16 protein-coding genes, 1 tRNA gene and 1 pseudogene are annotated in these 18,386 nt (G+C 37.8%); 8 read left to right on the top strand and 10 right to left on the bottom strand.

Features of this window, described 5'->3' with window-relative positions; all coding sequences use genetic code 11:
- Positions 1-22: 22 nt before the first annotated feature.
- On the top strand, positions 23-1,258 hold the full coding sequence (locus tag ACFSGI_RS09485; RefSeq protein WP_204823881.1) for an MFS transporter: 1,236 nt from the start codon (positions 23-25) through the stop codon (positions 1,256-1,258).
- Between the two features lie 144 nt (positions 1,259-1,402).
- Here the strand turns inward: ACFSGI_RS09485 and ACFSGI_RS09480 are convergent, their stop codons facing one another.
- The 3 genes from ACFSGI_RS09480 to ACFSGI_RS09470 all read right to left on the bottom strand — a co-directional run bounded on the left by ACFSGI_RS09480 (position 1,403) and on the right by ACFSGI_RS09470 (position 6,390).
- Positions 1,403-2,704 (bottom strand): ABC transporter substrate-binding protein, encoded by a 1,302-nt coding sequence (locus tag ACFSGI_RS09480; RefSeq protein WP_204823880.1) that lies wholly within the window; start codon positions 2,702-2,704, stop codon positions 1,403-1,405.
- Positions 2,705-2,912: 208 nt separating this feature from the next.
- A complete protein-coding gene (locus ACFSGI_RS09475; protein ID WP_204823879.1) occupies positions 2,913-4,568 on the bottom strand; it encodes a response regulator in 1,656 nt (551 codons plus the stop codon).
- Position 4,569: 1 nt separating this feature from the next.
- Positions 4,570-6,390 (bottom strand): sensor histidine kinase, encoded by a 1,821-nt coding sequence (locus ACFSGI_RS09470; RefSeq protein ID WP_379283047.1) that lies wholly within the window; start codon positions 6,388-6,390, stop codon positions 4,570-4,572.
- 237 nt (positions 6,391-6,627) lie between these two features.
- Here ACFSGI_RS09470 and ACFSGI_RS09465 point away from each other — a divergent pair, with 237 nt between their 5' ends.
- Together ACFSGI_RS09465 and ACFSGI_RS09460 are read left to right on the top strand one after the other, a co-directional pair.
- Positions 6,628-7,512 carry a carbohydrate ABC transporter permease gene (locus ACFSGI_RS09465; RefSeq protein WP_204823877.1) on the top strand — a complete coding sequence of 295 codons (885 nt, stop codon included), beginning with the start codon at positions 6,628-6,630 and terminating at the stop codon, positions 7,510-7,512.
- On the top strand, positions 7,512-8,342 hold the full coding sequence (locus tag ACFSGI_RS09460) for a carbohydrate ABC transporter permease (protein WP_204823876.1): 831 nt from the start codon (positions 7,512-7,514) through the stop codon (positions 8,340-8,342). Before ACFSGI_RS09465 ends, ACFSGI_RS09460 begins: the two co-directional genes overlap by 1 nt.
- Before the next feature lie 221 nt (positions 8,343-8,563).
- Here ACFSGI_RS09460 and ACFSGI_RS09455 read toward each other — a convergent pair whose 3' ends face one another.
- The 3 genes from ACFSGI_RS09455 to ACFSGI_RS09445 form a co-directional block, all read right to left on the bottom strand.
- The gene (locus ACFSGI_RS09455; protein WP_204823875.1) at positions 8,564-9,526 is read right to left on the bottom strand and encodes an ABC transporter substrate-binding protein; all 963 of its coding nucleotides are present in this window, start codon (positions 9,524-9,526) and stop codon (positions 8,564-8,566) included.
- A gap of 194 nt (positions 9,527-9,720) precedes the next feature.
- Positions 9,721-11,226: a TROVE domain-containing protein gene (locus tag ACFSGI_RS09450; protein ID WP_204823874.1), complete on the bottom strand. Its 1,506-nt coding sequence runs from the start codon at positions 11,224-11,226 to the stop codon at positions 9,721-9,723.
- A gap of 280 nt (positions 11,227-11,506) precedes the next feature.
- A tRNA-OTHER gene (locus ACFSGI_RS09445) sits at positions 11,507-11,571 on the bottom strand.
- 144 nt (positions 11,572-11,715) lie between these two features.
- On the opposite strand from ACFSGI_RS09445, the gene ACFSGI_RS09440 reads away from it, so the two are divergent.
- Positions 11,716-13,029 (top strand): helix-turn-helix transcriptional regulator, encoded by a 1,314-nt coding sequence (locus ACFSGI_RS09440; RefSeq protein ID WP_204823873.1) that lies wholly within the window; start codon positions 11,716-11,718, stop codon positions 13,027-13,029.
- Positions 13,004-13,819: a WYL domain-containing protein gene (locus tag ACFSGI_RS09435; RefSeq protein ID WP_204823872.1), complete on the top strand. Its 816-nt coding sequence runs from the start codon at positions 13,004-13,006 to the stop codon at positions 13,817-13,819. Before ACFSGI_RS09440 ends, ACFSGI_RS09435 begins: the two co-directional genes overlap by 26 nt.
- A gap of 162 nt (positions 13,820-13,981) precedes the next feature.
- Here the strand turns inward: ACFSGI_RS09435 and ACFSGI_RS09430 are convergent, their stop codons facing one another.
- Entirely contained in the window at positions 13,982-14,983 is a 1,002-nt protein-coding gene (locus ACFSGI_RS09430; protein WP_204823871.1) for a hypothetical protein, read from the bottom strand.
- Positions 14,984-15,318: 335 nt separating this feature from the next.
- Between ACFSGI_RS09430 and ACFSGI_RS09425 the strand changes: the two genes are divergently transcribed.
- Both ACFSGI_RS09425 and ACFSGI_RS09420 read left to right on the top strand, forming a co-directional pair.
- The gene (locus ACFSGI_RS09425) at positions 15,319-15,498 is read left to right on the top strand and encodes a hypothetical protein (RefSeq protein WP_204823870.1); all 180 of its coding nucleotides are present in this window, start codon (positions 15,319-15,321) and stop codon (positions 15,496-15,498) included.
- Positions 15,499-15,518: 20 nt separating this feature from the next.
- Positions 15,519-15,782 carry a hypothetical protein gene (locus ACFSGI_RS09420; RefSeq protein ID WP_204823869.1) on the top strand — a complete coding sequence of 88 codons (264 nt, stop codon included), beginning with the start codon at positions 15,519-15,521 and terminating at the stop codon, positions 15,780-15,782.
- A 23-nt stretch (positions 15,783-15,805) separates the two neighbouring features.
- Here the strand turns inward: ACFSGI_RS09420 and ACFSGI_RS09415 are convergent, their stop codons facing one another.
- The 3 genes and pseudogenes from ACFSGI_RS09415 to ACFSGI_RS09405 form a co-directional block, all read right to left on the bottom strand.
- A complete protein-coding gene (locus ACFSGI_RS09415; RefSeq protein ID WP_204823868.1) occupies positions 15,806-16,093 on the bottom strand; it encodes a hypothetical protein in 288 nt (95 codons plus the stop codon).
- A gap of 189 nt (positions 16,094-16,282) precedes the next feature.
- Entirely contained in the window at positions 16,283-16,771 is a 489-nt protein-coding gene (locus ACFSGI_RS09410; RefSeq protein WP_379283940.1) for an ester cyclase, read from the bottom strand.
- A gap of 33 nt (positions 16,772-16,804) precedes the next feature.
- Positions 16,805-17,173, bottom strand: a pseudogene (locus ACFSGI_RS09405) (YybH family protein); the annotation flags it as partial.
- Positions 17,174-17,414: 241 nt separating this feature from the next.
- On the opposite strand from ACFSGI_RS09405, the gene ACFSGI_RS09400 reads away from it, so the two are divergent.
- Positions 17,415-18,308 (top strand): helix-turn-helix domain-containing protein, encoded by an 894-nt coding sequence (locus tag ACFSGI_RS09400; protein WP_204823867.1) that lies wholly within the window; start codon positions 17,415-17,417, stop codon positions 18,306-18,308.
- Positions 18,309-18,386 lie beyond the last annotated feature (78 nt).

The following is an 18,386-nucleotide window of genomic DNA, read 5'->3' as shown; positions in this document are numbered from 1 at the left end:
TGATATGGTGGAGGATTATCGTATGGCGCGTTCTTTTTTTTCACGCTTGGAAGGCAATAGTCGCGGCTGTCTTGCCTTTGAACCTTTTTTCTTAATCCCTTACAGTATGTTTGCTACGTATGCCACATTGTATATGTATCAACTGGGGATCAGTGAAACGAATATTGGCTGGATCACGACGATCAGTCTAATATTTCAAGTATTTTCTTCGTTTATTAGCGGTTATTTAACAGATCGTATGGGTCGTAAAAAGGCATTGTTGTATTTTGATATCTTTAGTTGGAGTGTGGCTACTCTGGTCTGGGCAGTTTCGCAGAACTTCTGGTTTTTCCTTGTCGCTGCAATTATCAATGGATTTCAGCGAGTTCCTGCTACCTCTTTTTACTGTTTGCTTGTTGAAGATACGAAGCCAGGTGATCGAACATATATCTTTACATTGCTTCAGATTATTGGCGTGATTGGCGGTCTATTCGCTCCGTTGGGTGGTCTACTGGTATATGAGTATGGATTGGTATCTGGAATGCGGATTATGTATGTGATTGCTTTTGTGCTGATGACTTTTCAATTTATCGGTCGCCATCTAACTACTCGTGAGACAGAGATGGGTTATCGCAAAATGAAAGAAACGCGCGAATTGGGGCTGAAGCAAAGTCTGGTTGACTATAGCGGTGCGATCCATGATATTTTGCAAAGTAAAGGATTATTATTGATTTTCAGCGTGTACATTTTGTTCAATTTCCAGACTACACTCAAAACGACTTATCTATCCCTCTACCTTGCAGATTATTTGCATATTGATGATGGAATCATTTCACTCGTCCCTGCTATCTCTTCATTGATTATGTTGCTCACTTTATGGTTATTGACTCCACGTATACCAGAAAGTGCTGTGTATCGGTCGATGATGGCTGGGTTTGCATTGTCTGTTGTTTCGAATATTATGCTTGTATTCGGCCCTGTGAATAGTCTGATTTGGATTGGAATCAGTACGATTCTAGCAGCTATCGGTATGATGATCAGTTCACCTTATTTAGAAACGGCTGTAGCCAATGCTATTGATGATGAAAAGCGTGCCAAAATTTTCTCTATGCTATCAGTATTGATCCTACTTTTCACTTCACCTGCCGGGATTATCGGTGGTTGGGCGTATACGCTTGATCCACGGATTCCAATCTGGTTGATTACCGGGGCTTTTGTCGGTTCATACTTATTAATTTTGATGTATCGCCAAAGTGTTAAACGTATACGTGTAGTATAAATCTATATTGCAAAGGAACTTGATTAGATATACAACATATCTTTTTGCTTACACATATTAAAAGTCTCTTATTTTCACTACAAAAAGCATCTTCCCCTCTGCATATTAATAACAGAGAAAGAAGATGCTTTTTTTCAATCTATATTACTGAGCTGATCCTAACTGAATCCATGCTTGTTGAATTTCTTCGACAGCTTGGTCTTTGGTTTTGCTTTTGCCGATATATGCTTGCATAATCTCACCGAATTTCTGGTGGAACGTATCTAACGAATAGTTGACCGATAGATCGCCAGATTTTTCAATTTTTAAGATTTCTTCCATTTCTTTAGGCATTTGCAAGTCTGGAAGTGGAGCGTCTTTAATCGGTGGAATGACTTTCGCCACTTGAGAGAACCAGTTTTTACCGTAATCTGACGTATATAACCAGTTGAAAAATTCAATCGTTTCTTTAGCTACAGGAGAATCTGCATTGATCCGTAACGCTTGATCTGCGCCTGTAATAATCATCGATTGATCAGCTTTGTCACTCACAGGGTAACCCATAATGCCCATTTTGAAATCAGGATTAATCTTGATAATCGCTTCTTCGTCCCAAGCGCCTTTACCTGTCATCATCGCAGCTTTGCCTGAAGCAAAGTCACTCACTTCTGCATTGCTATCACGTTCTAATGGCTTGTCTGTACCGTATTGGACAGTAGTATCGATAAAGGAAAAGAAATTATTGTATAGCGCAGGATATTCTTTGATGGTCGTTTCACCTGCGATAAATTTGTTAACCAAATCGTTAGAACTGATGCCTGCATCAAGTGCCGCTACATCTACATAATGTTGGAAAATATGTTTCCATACCCACCACTCTTTGTAGGCATTGGCAAAAGGAGTGATTCCTTTCGCTTCTAGCTTTTTGATCGCTTCATCCATTTCAGCAATCGTTTTAGGCGGTTCGGTAATACCTGCTTTGGCAAATAAATCTTTATTGTAGATCAGAGCGAACAAGTTCCCTTTCACCGGTAGACCTAATACTTTGCCATCGGTAGACGTCATATTTGTACGTACTGCATCTGTCATTGCCGCAGCCAGTGGTTCGTTGGTCAAGTCTGCACTGTAATCAGCATACGTATCAATATCTCCGCCTGCTGTAGTCTGAAATACATCCGGTGTACTTCCAGCAGCGATACGGGATTTGAGAATGGTATTGTAATCAGCTTGCATAATTTCAAGATTGATCGTTACATTCGGTTTTACTTTTTTGTATTCTTCGATATAAGCATTGAATGCATCTGTATACTCTGGAGAAGCGGTAAACATATTGATTGTTACAGCGCCATCTGTACTTCCCCCGGAAGAAGCGCTATTGTCTGTTGTATCTGTACTGTTACCACAAGCCGCTAACATCGATAGACTCAGCACAAGAGTAATGGGTAAGACCATCATCTTTTTGAACATGTATATGCCCCCATATTTCAAATTAGTCAGCCCCAAGCATCTACGATCTAATACTTGTGCTGTACTGTATATTGTTATTCTAGTCAAAGCCAGTTCAGATAAAAATGTACATAAGTAATCTATTAAGGGTAAAAAAGTGAATTTATGATGGCGCTTTCATTTAAATATTTATTTGATCTATAGATATTGTGATCTATCACTACCTACTTTAACGATTAGACATTGTAGATAGCTGTGTTCTGTATTCAGAAGGTGATAACTGATAATAATTGCGAAAAGCTTTGCTAAAATAATTTTTATCTTTGTACCCTAGCATTTCAGAAATCTCCTGTATTTTGAGTCCTTCTTCATTAAGTAACGTTTTGGCTTTGTCCATTCGTAATTGCTGTACATATTCATGAATCCCCATCTGATACTCTTGCTTAAATAGCTTCATCAAGTATTCACGACTAAGATAATATTTATCGGTAAACATCGAAATTTTGATGTCTTCAAAGTAATGTTGATCGATATATGAGCGAATATCACTAATATGAAAAGATTGGCGACTTGCGCCTGATTTTCGTACTATTTCTGCATAATACGTAATAATATCATGTACATGTTGTTCCCACTGCGCAATATTCATCATATCAAGAGTGTAAACCTGTATTCGTTCTTTTCTCATATGAGTAATGGTTGGCTCATCTGCTACTGATAATCTATGATCTAATTCTCGTGTGATCTCATACAGTTGCCCTTCAAAATCATGCAAACTATACTCTGCCATGTGCATGCTCAGATAAGGAGACTGCTTAATCATCGCTATCAATTCATCTGCTATCCGATGGATTTGTGGAAAATGTCCATTTTCAAGTAAAGTCCGTATCTGTGGCATTCGCGAACATAGACTATGAGATTCTGCAATAGAATCGTGTTGTTCGTAAGGAATAACAACTGATTTATGAAGCTCCAGGATATTAACTTGTTCTAGCATCTGCTTGCCTTGCTCATATGCCATAGCTAGCTGTTGAATATCATTAGAAGGTACTCCTAACCCTGCAATAATATACAGTTCTAGTAGATGGGCTAAAGTCTGAATTAAGCTTCGCACCCGTTGTTGTACTGCAAAACCAAGCTCTTGCGGATAACGATGCCTTGCATGATAGACCAGAACCATTTCGCGCTCTAAGCGCTGATTAGCAAAACAAAAATATTGAATATTATCTTCTGTACATTCATTGAGTACATTCGCGATCGCAAAGTGTAACAGACTGGTATCTCCATAAAAACGATGACGACGCACATACTCTAGATTAAGAATACGTAAAACCACAGCGCCATGATAACAGGTATCATCTTCTGCTCCAATCATAGCGAGCATATCTTCATTGCCTTGCTTTTTGAAACGTTTGTCGATTAAAGATTGATAAATATTTTCTTTTAATTTGGGCAAAGATACATGCAGTGCACGATGTTGTTGAATCTTCTCCTGATGCTGTTGCTGACGTTCTTGTAATAAATGAACGGCTTTGCGTAAAGTGTCGTTTAATTCATGTCGATTGACCGGTTTGAGCAAATAATCGAGTACATTCGAACGAATCGCTTGATGAGTATATTCAAAATCGTTATATCCACTAATCACAATTGTGAGCATATCTGGATATTCTTGCTTCACTTTTTTCAAAAACTCTACACCGTTCATCCCGGGCATTTTCATATCAACCATAACAAGATCAATCTGATATTCACGTAAAATAGATAATCCTTCTTGTCCATTGATCGCTTCGTGAATCTGACTAATCTTTAGACTGTCCCATTCTCCTAAGATGCGAATCGCTTCACGCAATGGTTCTTCATCATCGAGAATTAAAATGTGATACATATTACGCTCCCCCTTGTGGTATATACATGCTCAATTCAGTACCTGTCTGATCACTAGCAATCAGTAAACCAGCTTGTTCACCATATAAAATTTGCAATCGGGTATGCAGATTTTGGAGCCCGATATGACTGCCTTCGCGTTCAATAAATGTTTGCTCGAACGAATCCAGTACTTGCTCTAATCGATCTGGCGGAATACCCGGGCCATTATCTCGAACAGTAATCAGCACATCTTGAGCTGTTAAATGTGCTGTAATTGTAATCATCACTGGCTCGGATACTTGTTCGACTGCATGCTTGATCGAATTTTCGACTAAGGATTGAATTGATAATTTGGGAATTGGTAATTGAAGTAACGAATCATCCCAATCGATAGTCATTTGTAACCGACTGCCAAAGCGTGCTTTTTGGAGTGACAAATAACGTTCTATATGCTTGAGTTCTTCGCTTGCTATTACGATATCTTTGCCACCGATACAATAACGAAGTGTCTGTGCTAGATTATCGACCATATCGGCTATATCGAGTCTGCCACTTCGCAGTGCTTTGGTGGAAATAGCTTGTAACGCATTATACAGAAAATGCGGATTCAGTTCTGCTTCAAGTGCTTTCAAAATAGCATTTTGCTCGACTAATTTCATTCGATAACGCTCATTGATTAATTCATTCGTATTGCGCACCATATCGTTAAAATGTCTGGTGAGATGTGCAATCTCATCTTGTCCTTTGACTGTAGCTTCAATCTCAAACTCTCCACTGCTAAACCGATTCATTTGCTTGGATAAATGCCCCAAAGGTCGAGTAATCTCATTCGCCAATACCGTCACCAGTGCAAACGAGATCAATAAAAACCCAGCACCGATCAAGTAACTTAAATTACGGGTAGTGTTAGCCACTTCATAAATCTGGCTGTACAAAATAGGCTTGATTAATGTCCATTGATTAGACGTTGATTCATTGTACATGACCATATAACGCTGTTGATCAATCGTCCATGTTAATGGATCACTGGTTTGATCTTGCAATTGCTTGATAAGACCACTGGCTAGCATAGATTGATAAAATAGAGGATCATCTACATAAAAAGGAATATGATTGGCATCGGTAAAAATAAGATGTTCACCTGCATCTATCGAAGTATCTTGCAAAATCGTATCCCGCGTAGAAGGATTCACATAGAAGGTTAAAATGGCTTGTGGTTGACGAGAAGCAATCGAGCGTAATACACGATGATATGCCATAAAGCTATTGGACTGAGCGTCATGATTATCTTTTGTTGAAGTCAGTGTTAGAGATTGAAAATATTGATTATCGGTTCGATGAAGCACTGTGCTATACCACGGTTGATTAACGATATCGCGATCATACCCGGAACGAGAAGCGATATTATACGATTCACGACTGACCGAATAATACTTCTGTTCTTGCACAAGATACAACGAAATGCCATCCAGATCACTGCGACCAAAATACAATCGTCGTAAATAATTTTCCAGATACATACGTGAAGCATACTCTTGATTCTCATTCATAATCGCATGAATCAGATCATCATATTGTAGTTGCGGCAAAGAATATTGAGCGATCCCATCCATATAATCTTGCAAATTACGATTGACCAGCAGTAGATTATTCGCTGTACTATCTATACTATGCTTCACTGATTCTTTACGAATCATCTGATAAGAGATCACTGTCAATGAAGTAACTACCAAAATAATAATAGATGTGAATAAGATCACTAGCTTATACAATAAGCGACTGGATAATAGATGCCAGATAGCTGTTACTCGTAACTTGATAACCTCTACATATCGACCCAAATAGGGATATTTTCTTATAGATAGCTTGTTCCTCTTTCTCCCCATTTGCTATTCATCTCCTGTCATTATATTTCTGTGGCTGTTCACCTTTTTACCCTTAACTGTTTTCTTAAATCCATTTTGAAGAGCGTAACGCCATTCTATAATACAAGTATCAGAAAAAGCTATACATTTTATGTAACCGCTTTATTCTAGAATATGATATCGGATATTATTTTCGGGAAAGAGGTATAACAAATGAAAATGGGGCGAAAATGGTCTGATCGATTGCAATTTGGCATATTTACTTTACCTGTGCTGATCTGTATAGCGGTTGCTTTTTATATTCCATTTGTGATGACTGTGCGTTATTCATTGACCAAATGGAATGGAATCGCCAAGCATCCTAAATTTGTAGGGCTGGATAATTTTCAGCAAATTTTTACAGGGGATGCGAATTTCAGTAGTGCCGCATGGTTCACGATCAAATACATGGTGCTGTATATCGTACTGGTTAATGTGCTGGCGATTGTCCTAGCATTGATTTTGGATATGAAATTACGATCTACTACATGGTTACGGGCGGCATTTTTTGTCCCTTATATTCTAAGTCTGGTGATTGTCGGCTTTATCTGGAAATTTATTTTTATGCAAGGATTTGAATCGCTTGGTACTACCACAGGCTGGGGGATATTCGCGATGAGCTGGTTAGGTGAACCGGGGCTTGCTTTTATCTCGATTCTAGGGGTGTCCATCTGGCAATCGGTTGGATTTTATATGGTGATCTATATTGCAGGATTACAAGCTGTGCCTGAAGATCTTAAAGAAGCAGCTACTGTCGATGGTGCAGGAGCATTTCGCAAATTTTTTAGTATTACGTTACCTCTACTCGCTCCATCGATTACAATATCAGTCTTTATGGCGCTTACGAACTCGATCAAAGTATTTGATGTGATCCTTTCATTAACCGGCGGTGGCCCTGGTGGAACAACATACAGTGTCGCTTATGATATTTATCGAGACACATTCCAAAATAACTTATACGGCTATGGAACTGCCAAAGCACTGGTGTTATTTATAGCCGTACTTGTAATCACATTTATTCAGCTTGGTATCTTTAAACGCAGGGAGGTTGAAGCCTGATGACATCCGCCAAAACAGGTCGCTTGATTCTGGAAATAGTTATGATTATACTGTCACTGTTATTTTTGTATCCACTTATTCTGGCGATTATTAACTCTTTTAAAAGTTTTTCCGAAGTCATGAGTGATGTGATCGCTATGCCTCAACAGTTTAATTTCGATAACTATGCGTATGTATGGAAATATATCAATTACCCACGTTTATTTATTAATAATACGATTATTACGGTAATTGGTCTGGTCGGGATTATTTTATTCTCCTCGGTTGCGGCTTACAAATTATCTCGTACACAATCCAAATGGAGCAATATAATTTATCTGCTCTGTATTGTACCGATGTTAATTCCGTTTCAATCGATTATGTTAACTGTATTGCAATTAGCTAAAAATCTTCATTTATCAGATAGCACTTGGGGACTCGGCATTTTGTATTGGGGATTCGGTGCACCACTAGCCGTCTTTATTTATCATGGATTCGTCAAAGGGATTCCTCGGGAAATCGATGAAAGCGCGACGATAGATGGAGCTTCTGGATTCAAGTTGTTTTTCTTAGTTATCTTCCCTCTACTCCAATCGGTGACGACAACGATTATTATTATTGATGTGATGTGGATCTGGAATGACTTTCTGTTACCATTACTGATGGTGAATGGTTCTCCTGCCACCAAAACGTTAACGCTTGCCGCTTATACATTTGTCGGACAGTATACGTCGGATTGGCAATATGCGATGACTGCTATGGTGATGGCGGTAATGCCTTCCATTATCGTATTTATTTTATTGCAAAAGTATATTGTTAGAGGTGTTGTAGCAGGTGCTGTTAAAGGTTGATTTGATAACAATAGCTTCTTGTCTAAGAATCTTGCTAAAAGAATCGTTTGTGAAATAAAAATAGGAGATATAGAGCGCAAATATTCTGCTCTGTATCTCCTATTCTGTATCATGCTATGATCTGCCACATTTCAAAACAAAACCTTGACTATCAGCAACTATATCTGTACGTCACTTTTAACTGGATTCGGTTTGTCTATTCACTTATTATATGTGCTAGACTATTGGCTTTTCACTTTACCGTTAATAAAGTCCAGTGCATTCTGTCCGATTTTCTCGGCAGGTGTGATACCGCGGAATCGAGTCCAGATATCACGATCTACCATAAAGACTTGATTGTTTTTAGCAGCTTTTAAATTTTTCCACACTGGTGTTTCTTTCCACTTATTCGTAATCGCTTCTGAATCATCCGTTGCGATAAAGATCACATCTGGATCAAGTGTAGTGAGCGTCTCTAAACTTAACTCTACATAAGGTTCGTCAGTATTAGAGATTGCATTTTGGAAGCCCATTTCTGTCATTACTTGTCCTGCATAAGAATCGGATGTATGCACATCAAATCCGTCTTTGCGTGCCACACCAATCAATACTTTTTTGCTTCCCATTGCTTCTACTTGTTTTTTAAGATCAGCCATGATTTGATCATGCTGTTTTACGCGTGCTTCGGCTTCTTTTTCTTTGCCGACAGCTTTGGCAATCACTTTGAAATCATCAATACTTTCCGCATAAGAACCTTTACGACTATTCAATACAATTGTAGGCGCAATCTGATCCAATTGATCTTTGATCTTCGTATGACGATCACTATCTGCAATAATCAGATCAGGCGCAGCTTCAGTGATCTTTTCCAAATCAGGAGTCTCACGTTTACCTAAAGGCATATATTCAAATGCTTTGCCTGCTAATTTGGTCATTGCTTCTGGCTTATCATCATCAGCAATGCCGACAGGTGTTATTCCAAGTGCTAATAGATCGTCTGCAAATGACCATTCCAGTGCAACTACTTTTTGTGCAGGAGCTGGCAAAGTAGTTGTACCTACTGTGTCTTGGATCGTAATCGCATTGGCATTGTTAGCGCTTGTTGTAGCAGCTCGATTCGCTGTGCTTGTATTTCCACACCCTGCCAAAATTGCTGTTAATGCGCCCACTGTCAAAATGGTTTTGGTTAATTTTTTCAGTATCATGTTCCTGTCTCCTTCATATCCGTACCATTATCTTTTTTATTTTTATGATAATGATAATTATTCTCAACGATTGCTATTATAATACGTTGTTCCTTTAAAGTAAATATGTAATGTAAATTGATGAAACAACGCAGAAAATCCCCCTCTTCTATTGCAACTGCACTAAAGGGGAAATTCTCTTATATGATTAGGTATTATAGATCTTTATCTAGATCCATTTGTTCTACTTCATGTTGCATATGATTGAATCCTTTAAGCGTTTGTGAAATATAAGAAAGAACAGTATCGCTCCAGCCATAAATATAAAATGTTTGGCGATCATTAGGTGGAACCATAGCCGTTTGATACGGAGCAATATCGATAATAAAGGCTTTGGTATCAGAATTTATCTGTTTGCGATACTTTTTCAGTTCAGTATAAAAAGCACTACCCACGTTTTGCTGTTCATCGGTAATCATAATGATCTGATCTACTTTTTCTTTAAGCTCTGTCAACTGCTTTACAGGTGCTCCTGTATTGGTGCCTCCATAGGCTTTTACCTGTCTAGATTGACCCATAATACTATCACGACGTGAAGGTCTTGCATCATGTACTGTAGTATTGAACAACCAGAATAAAGAATTTCCGTTCGTTTTTTTGTACAATGCATAAGCAAATACAGCACCTGTCTGCAAATACTCACCATTCATCGAACCTGAAATATCCAAAAAGATAGCTGTTCGCCCTGGCAAATCGGGTAAATTAGCAAACGATAAATCCACTGCCTCGCTTAACGTATCTCGTAGTTCAGGATGGTTCACTTCATTGTACGCTTTAGCAAATTGAAAAGGTAAAATTTTGGCTTTTCGTAACGCTTCTATATCGGTTAAACGTTGCTGTACATATTGCAAATGCTCAGGATAATCCAATACCTGATGACGATGTAACGTATTCAAATGACGTAACAATGCAAATACAGGCATCTGGTACAATAAATGTGCCCAGACTTTTGGTGTTGGTGTAATAGCACTCGTAACAATCTCATAAGGTAGTTTGCCTTTTTGAATCTGCTTGATACGATCTTTATCTGTAGTTACTTTTTTGAGTTTCTCCATCGCTTCGATCTGTGGAATCAATGCTAGATTAGTCTCATGTCCTCGCAAATAACGAAATAAAGCTTGTTGCTTAACATCTACAGGGATAGGATGAGAAGTGACAATAGCATCACTCAGATTGAATCCACGTCCGCGACCATTATATTTTAGCGCCCAGTATTCAGAGGTACGATTTAGAAATAAAGCGATTTGGCGCTTCACTGCACGTCCACCCTGTCCACGACCGATACTTTCTAAAATAGTCAAAAATTCTGCTAAATCTGAAGGGATACGTATAATATGTGCAAAAATACGGGCGAACAGTTGAGGATGGACTTTGGACAAGATAGCTAATCCATAAATGGGTTGCAGTCTCATATAACCTTGATTACGTGCAAATACCAGTGCTTTTGCCATAAATTCAGGATCGAGTTCACTCATTTCTTGATGTAGCCCTGTAGCTTCGATCAATAGTTCACGATTGTTAGCATATACCGTATTTCCTAATGTATTTGTTAACAATGTTTGTAGATAACGTTCTTGTAGATTACGCTCATATGCAGGATAGACTGCACGATTTAATATCGATGGTGTTGATTGTTGAAAAATATGTTTGGCTTGGCTCATTCTGTTCGCCTCCTTATAAAGTGGTGTATATTGATATCATCGAGGAAGTAAGCTGAAAAGGTGTCAAAATACGGCTCTGCCATTGAGATATTCCGCCATATAGCGGAATCCGGATTCGAACCGGCAACCGTACGCCATGAATGCGAAGTAACCCTTCCAAGCGCCTCGATAATTTATTTACTTTACCTATTTTCTTTTACAGGTAGTATTAAAAAGTATATCCGAAGAAAAAAAGTGAAAAGGTACGTACCGCTCTACCTCTGAGCTATTCCGCTAGATACAGCGGAAGCTGGATTCGAACCAGCGACCTGTCGATTAAAAGTCGAAGTAACCCTTTCGAACGCCTCGGATATGCCATACACTGATATAATATTAGTGTTTGTATTGCTCTCTTTTTGATACGTTTATCTTCTCATGTTATCGATCTAGCGAACAGGGCATAAGTATGGCGACTATTTATAAAATAATAAAAAGGTTGGAGGAATACATATGGCTAAAGAAAGCTTTGATAAAGAAATTCAATATCTGCGCATGTTAGCTTTGACAGGCAATGCATATAATCGACAGCAATTTGCCGGTAGATTGGGCATTTCTATACATACTTTTGATAAAACTATTCGTAAATTACGCGAAATCAACAAAGAACAAGATCTCAACGATTTATTTCGTTATAGCTATGCTGATTCTGCTGAACCTAGTCTGCTTTTTCTATATCGCGCCAAATCGATCAAAGAATCTGAAAGTCAGCGTTTACCTATGATTTTGACTGCTCTAAAACAGCAAACTATGACTGCTAATCAACTATTGTCCTATTGTGATGAGCAACTGATCGATAGCGATACCACGCCGCCGGATGAGAAAACGATTCGTTCGGATCTACGATATTTAGAAGAGATTGGTGTGATTTGTCGTGAACCCGGAAATCGTCCGTATCATTATCGTCTCAATAATGATCTGACCGATAGTCTCTCTCAAGCTGAATTGATCGAACTGTATGAATTTGTAGATATTATGGCAAATACACAGATTCCTTCAGTTCAAGGTTATTTACTGCGTGATCATCTCAAAAAAGCACTTCAAGCTTCTATCCCTGCTGAACAATGGGATCAGCGATTAATTGAACCTTTTCATTATAAATATCATTATGATGCTCGTATTCTGGATGAAGCGCATCTATATACATTGCTTCAAATGATTCGCGCGCGGCGACAAATCTCGTTTCAATACTTTTCCACTAAAGTAAAAAATAATTATAGTGCACGTCAGACTAATCCTTTATTTGCAGATGAAAATACTGTTGTGCACCGGCATATGTTGTTGCCACTGCAAGTAGTCTACGATCATCAATACGGCCGCTGGTATCTGCTTGGCGTTAAGCCCAAAGGACAAATTGCGATATTTCGTATGAGCGGGATAATTGATATTGTAGAAGAAGAGCAACAATCGGAAGAATATGTTGCAAAATATCTGGAAAAGTTACAACATAAAACTCAATATAGCTGGTTAGTTGATACTGGAGATACCATTACAGTGCAAGCACGCTTTTACAAAGCAGATCCACTACCAACAGACTTTATTCGTGAGCGGGTCGTATTGCAAGGACAATGGGGACAAATTACAGATGAAAACGATGAATGGTTTATATATGAGATTCAAGTCAATGGATATACCGAGATTAGACCCTGGCTACGTAGCTTTGGTTCAAGCTGTGAAGTACTTGCTCCCACAGAATTACGTCAGTCTTTGATTGATGAATGGAAGGAGATTCAAGCTTATTATGAATCTGTTCGAGAAAATTTTTAGTTATCAATTGACATCTGCTTTAGAAGAACATGGAACGTACACCTTAACTACACAGGAACGGATATGGCTCAAAACGATGTTAGCGCACCCTGTTGCTCGTGAAGCATTATCTCCTGATCTGATTGCCAAAATCATAGACAGTATCCCTGAAGAGCAACAACTGCTTTTTCAACCTGTATTAGTGGAGAAAGCGGGCAGTCATCAACATCATATGTATCATACGCTAATTCAACCTTTGCGAAAAAGTATCCGTCAACAACAATGTGTATCTATCCGTTATGAGAACAAACATGGACAATCAACAGGAGATCAACCTGCGGTTCCCTGGCGCTTAGAATTTTCTATGGTAAAGCGTGAATGGTATCTCATCTGGTACAATTTGCGTTCTCAAGTAGCAATGACTACAAGACTGATACGAATTACACAAATCAAGGCTCTACCTGCTATCGAGATTTCTCAATATAATCGGATTCAGCAGTATATGGAGCAAAAAGTAACAGCGAATCAGCATCAAGCTTTGATCCAAATTCTACCTCAATACAATATAGAACTTACTCGTATTTTGCATGCTTTCTCATGCTTTGATAAACAGGTAACCTTCAATGAAGATACACAGACATATCATATTCATCTCGTATTTGATGGTAGCGAAACACATTATATACTTAGCAAATTACGCTCACTCGGTAAACGTGTTATAGTACTTGAAAATGATTATCTGCAATGGCGACTATTCGATGCATCTACCAAAGCATTATCTAGATACGGGGTAGATAGCCTATCGCAATAATAAGGTAGCTTTTCGATTCATACAAAATGTACAAAAAAAGAAGCCAGATGATGACTACTGGCTTCTTTCTTATTTTTTTACATTCAAGTGTTACACCTAGTTCTAGTTAATTATACCTGTAGCGAAAGCATTCGCCCTATGATAGACGATTCTAACGCTATCTTAGTTGGTATCGCGGTAGATCGATGTACTGTCCCAATCGCGGTGTACATAGGAGATTGGATTGTCGATCGTTCCGTACCATTTGTTGTTTTTAAAATCGCTAGACTCTGGATACTGTGTCCATGGATAAGCTTGGTCTTGATAAAATAAAGATACTTGTACATTATCATAGCGTTGATTCATTGTACGTCCTTCGATATTAGTACCATCAAAAGCTTTCTTCGCAATCGAAGTTACTTTTTTCACTGACGTAGAATGAGCGTCACTATCGGTAAATTTCGTCGGTGCAATCGTTACTTGTGTTCCACCAACAACCATATATGCATTATAATACGTATCCGATGTAGCTGTTTTGGCTAGATAAAATTGTACGCTGTTAATACGATTGCCATCATACTTCTGGTACGCTGAATCTGCATAATAGAATCCATTAGAACGAATATACGGTAACCATCTAAATGTACCGGTCTGGTACGCATATCCTGCTTCTATAGAAGCATTGTCTGAATCAAATCCGTAATACACCCAGGGTTGTTCCCCTGCGCCTAGACCACTTACTTTAGGAAGAGTGATATCTGATGTAATACTATCGAAGCCAGAGTATGCCAATTGCTTACGTTCAAAAGCTCCGGTTGTCCCTCCATTTACATCTTTAACCGCAGGCCCATTTCCACTGATAGGCGGAGTTGGTTGATCCCCCACACGCGAAGCTTCTAGATCATCATCTTTTTTAGCGGCTCCTAGATAACCACGTTTGGAACTATACACCTGACCATCTTGACTCATATACAAATAATCTGCATTTTCAAGCTTCTGCACTTCTTTGGATGCACTAGCATCATTACTAGAATGAGTCGTAGTCTGATCCATCACCACTTGCTTTTGTTTTTCAAAAAAAGCACTATCCACTACTGGATCAGCAGAAGCTGTATGTACAGCCGTAAGCGATACTCCTAACATGAGCATGATGCTCACCGTTCGTAACGTTTTTACTTTTTTCATGCGTACATTCCTCTCTGTTGTGTAAATATAGCTGACTGCCTTCATACCTCACTATTATAAGTAACCAAAAAAACGCATCCAGCGTTCATTGTTACGTGACTATTCTATAAGAAAACGAGTCAGATAGCAAAAAGCGCATTTTAAATGTTAAATCATCTATCCATTATAATTTGAAATTCTTCTAAATTATCGATCATGACATTTCTTTATTTCAAAAAATCAGCCAAATTAAATCTACCTACTTCATTATAATCGTAGGGATTTAGTAATCATTTTCTTTTTTTGATAATATTAGATTATTGCTATTGACCACTTATGGAAGGAAGATGAATCCTATGTTGTTACAACGTAAAGCAATTGCCCTCATTTTAGCAGGTATATGCTTGATTCTTTTGGGGATGTACAGTAAAAATATATTTGTCTATGCACCGACAATAGGTTGGTTCGGCGGTATATTATGTATGTCTTTAGCTACTTTTTTTATATTACGTTCTACCTCTGCAAATTCTAAATAATAGGAAATGGAGCATTGATGATGACACGACTATTTAAAATTATCTTTGTGACTTGCCCTATTGTAGCTGTACTTAGCTTACTAATGAGATTAATTTATCCACAATCGTTTGGTTTATTAGCTTTAGCCGCTTTTGCCTACTTTGTGCTGACGTTAACACAAGTTATAGAATTTTCTACGATTAATCCGCAAAAATACAATCCATTTCAACGAATCTTAGCGATTCTTGGATGTTTGGTTTGTTTAGCCGGATTAGCTTATATTGGTTTTATATATAAGCAATAATACTTGGATCGTTACATAATAATTTATTGGATAGCAAGCAGCACATTAGCATACAATTTTGCAGTAAGTGGTATACCGAGAGTTACTCCAACACTAGCCCCTGTAACCACTGCTGTAACTAGCACAGGGTTAGCTATTACAAAATACGAAGGATAGTAATTTGATGCAGATGGACTTTGGATAGTCGCCTCACTTCGAGCTGATCCTATTGTAAACACACTACCCAATAATCCAATGACCATTACACTCACAATACCATTTCGTAGCCATTTCATTTTATAATTATGATGATTTGAAGAATGAATACTCATTAATTTCACCTCTTTCTACTCGTCGTTGTTCTGATATGCTTTTCAACTTTTTAAAAATATTTGTGTATCTGTTTACACCCTTATAATCTATTTAAATATTACTTTCAGTATTAAAATAACATATTATAGAAAAAGCCGCCAATTTCTAGCGGCTAGCTATATAGTAATGCTTACATTAGAACACACGCTTTATCTCTTCGGTCCAGCTCCTATTTGTTGAAGCAATCCAAGCAGGTCGGGTTGACCGTACTCCTTAACAATTTTCCCTTCAGAAAATTTATAGAAATTCATTGCTTGAACTTGTATCTTCTTGTTTGTGGCTGGAAAACCATAAAAATCACCTAAGTGTGTGCCTCTCATTGTGAAGCGTGCTGCTACCATTTCTTCTTCTGCTACGGTCTCTTCCAATGTCCATTGAATATCTGGAAAGCCACCTCGCATCATATCGATGACTGCGAGGTAACCCAGTGGTCCTATCATCGGATCATCTTTTCCAGGACTGTAGAATATTGCATCTGATGCGATAAGCTCTTCAGCGAGCTTTGAGTCAGCTGTATTAATGAAATCCGTAAATCTCTTCATCTGATATTTATTGTTTTTTATTGTCATAATCAAATTCCTTTCTAATAAACCCAGTTTTATTTTTAGAAAATCGATAGGTGTACTTATATCATTCATATCCAACTTGTAGACATCTCATTTTGTATATTTTTATCGGACATATGCTATATGTACCGGTCTGGATATAATTCCTGAATGTTGAACGAAAGACCAGCGGGCATTGACTGTACGCCACTTGCCATTGATCTGGTGAAAAATGGCTGTTGAGTTCCAAAAAGTCTGAAGTTGTTCTTCTCCATGTTCTCCTGCTACAAAATTGTGTACATTGTAACTGAGTACAGCGAGATCACCAGCTTCACTAATAGCTACATTTGGATCTATATATTCGCTTCGAATAATATTTAGATTTTTATAATGTGTCAAAATATGCTTTTCTACAGCTACTTTACCGACGAGGAGTTTTGCAGTAATCGGATCAAAGTAACTGATATCGTCACTATAACTATCGAGATAACCGTAACAATCCCCCTGATTCTAACGCTCATTATTCGTGCGCTCGATATCCATAACAATTTTAGCAATTTCGTTATGGTTCATTGTATTCATTTTCCAAACTCCTTTTCTATATTATATTGATAAGATGCTATATGATCATTTTAGGTAATTTATAATATAAAATAAAGGCTATATAAGGACTAGAAAAGATATAAAATGGACATTATATTTTTATACAACTTCTCACTGAAAGGAAATATATACTATGAATGTTCAACTAAATCATGATGTCAAAATAGGAGCTCTAGGATATAACCCACCTTCGCCTTATTTATACGACTTAGAAATTTTCAATTTTTCCGAATTGAAAAAGCGTACACCTGAAGGAAGAATAGATATTAATCATAGATACAAATTCTATATGGTTATTTGCGTGACTCAAGGGGAATGTACTCAATCTATTGATTTTGAACCCGTTTTGTGTAAATCAGGAACTCTGTTTGTAGTCTCTCCTAATCAGGTTCATAACTTTGGAAAAGATGAAGATTGGGAGGGTTGGATTATTTTATTTCGTTCCGAGTTTCTTATACCTAAGTCTTCAACTTTAAATGAACACAAGCTAGCTTTTGAGATTGAAAGATTACCCAAAGTGCTAACGCTAACTAATACAGAATTAGATCGAGCTGTTCATTCGATTGATAGAATGATCGAAGATTCTCTAATCTCAGAACCTACCGAAGATGTCCATATGTTATTACGTTATCAACTTTATACCTTGATGACTTGGCTTCATATTTTGCACAAAAATACTCTTCCTATAACCTATACTCAATTATCACAACGTTTTATTCATTTCCATAAGCTTGTCGAGACACATTTCGCTGAATGGAGCCATGTTAGCGAGTATGCGCACTATTTAAATTGTACTGAAAAAACATTAACCAGAGCTTCTATAGAAGCCACCGGAATGACTGCCAAAGCTTTTGTTTCTGCTCGAATGATCTTAGAAGCGAAGCGATTACTTGTGCATACCGATCAATCCGTAAGCCAAATTTCAGAATATCTTAACTTTAAAGAAGCAACCCATTTTAGTAAATTTTTCAAAAGAGAAACAGGATATACTCCTTCTGATTTTCGAGAACACGCCTTTGAATGGTAAAGATCGGCAAAGTTTATTTTCGATATACAATAGTAAACAAAGAAACTCTCTAACGTTAAGAGAGTTTCTTTGTTTGGG

The sequence above is a fragment of the Paenibacillus nicotianae genome (genome assembly GCF_042681745.1).
Lineage (GTDB): Bacteria > Bacillota > Bacilli > Paenibacillales > Paenibacillaceae > Saccharibacillus > Saccharibacillus nicotianae.
Note: the sequence above shows the minus strand (reverse complement) of the source record. Positions and strands in the feature narration are given on the sequence as shown.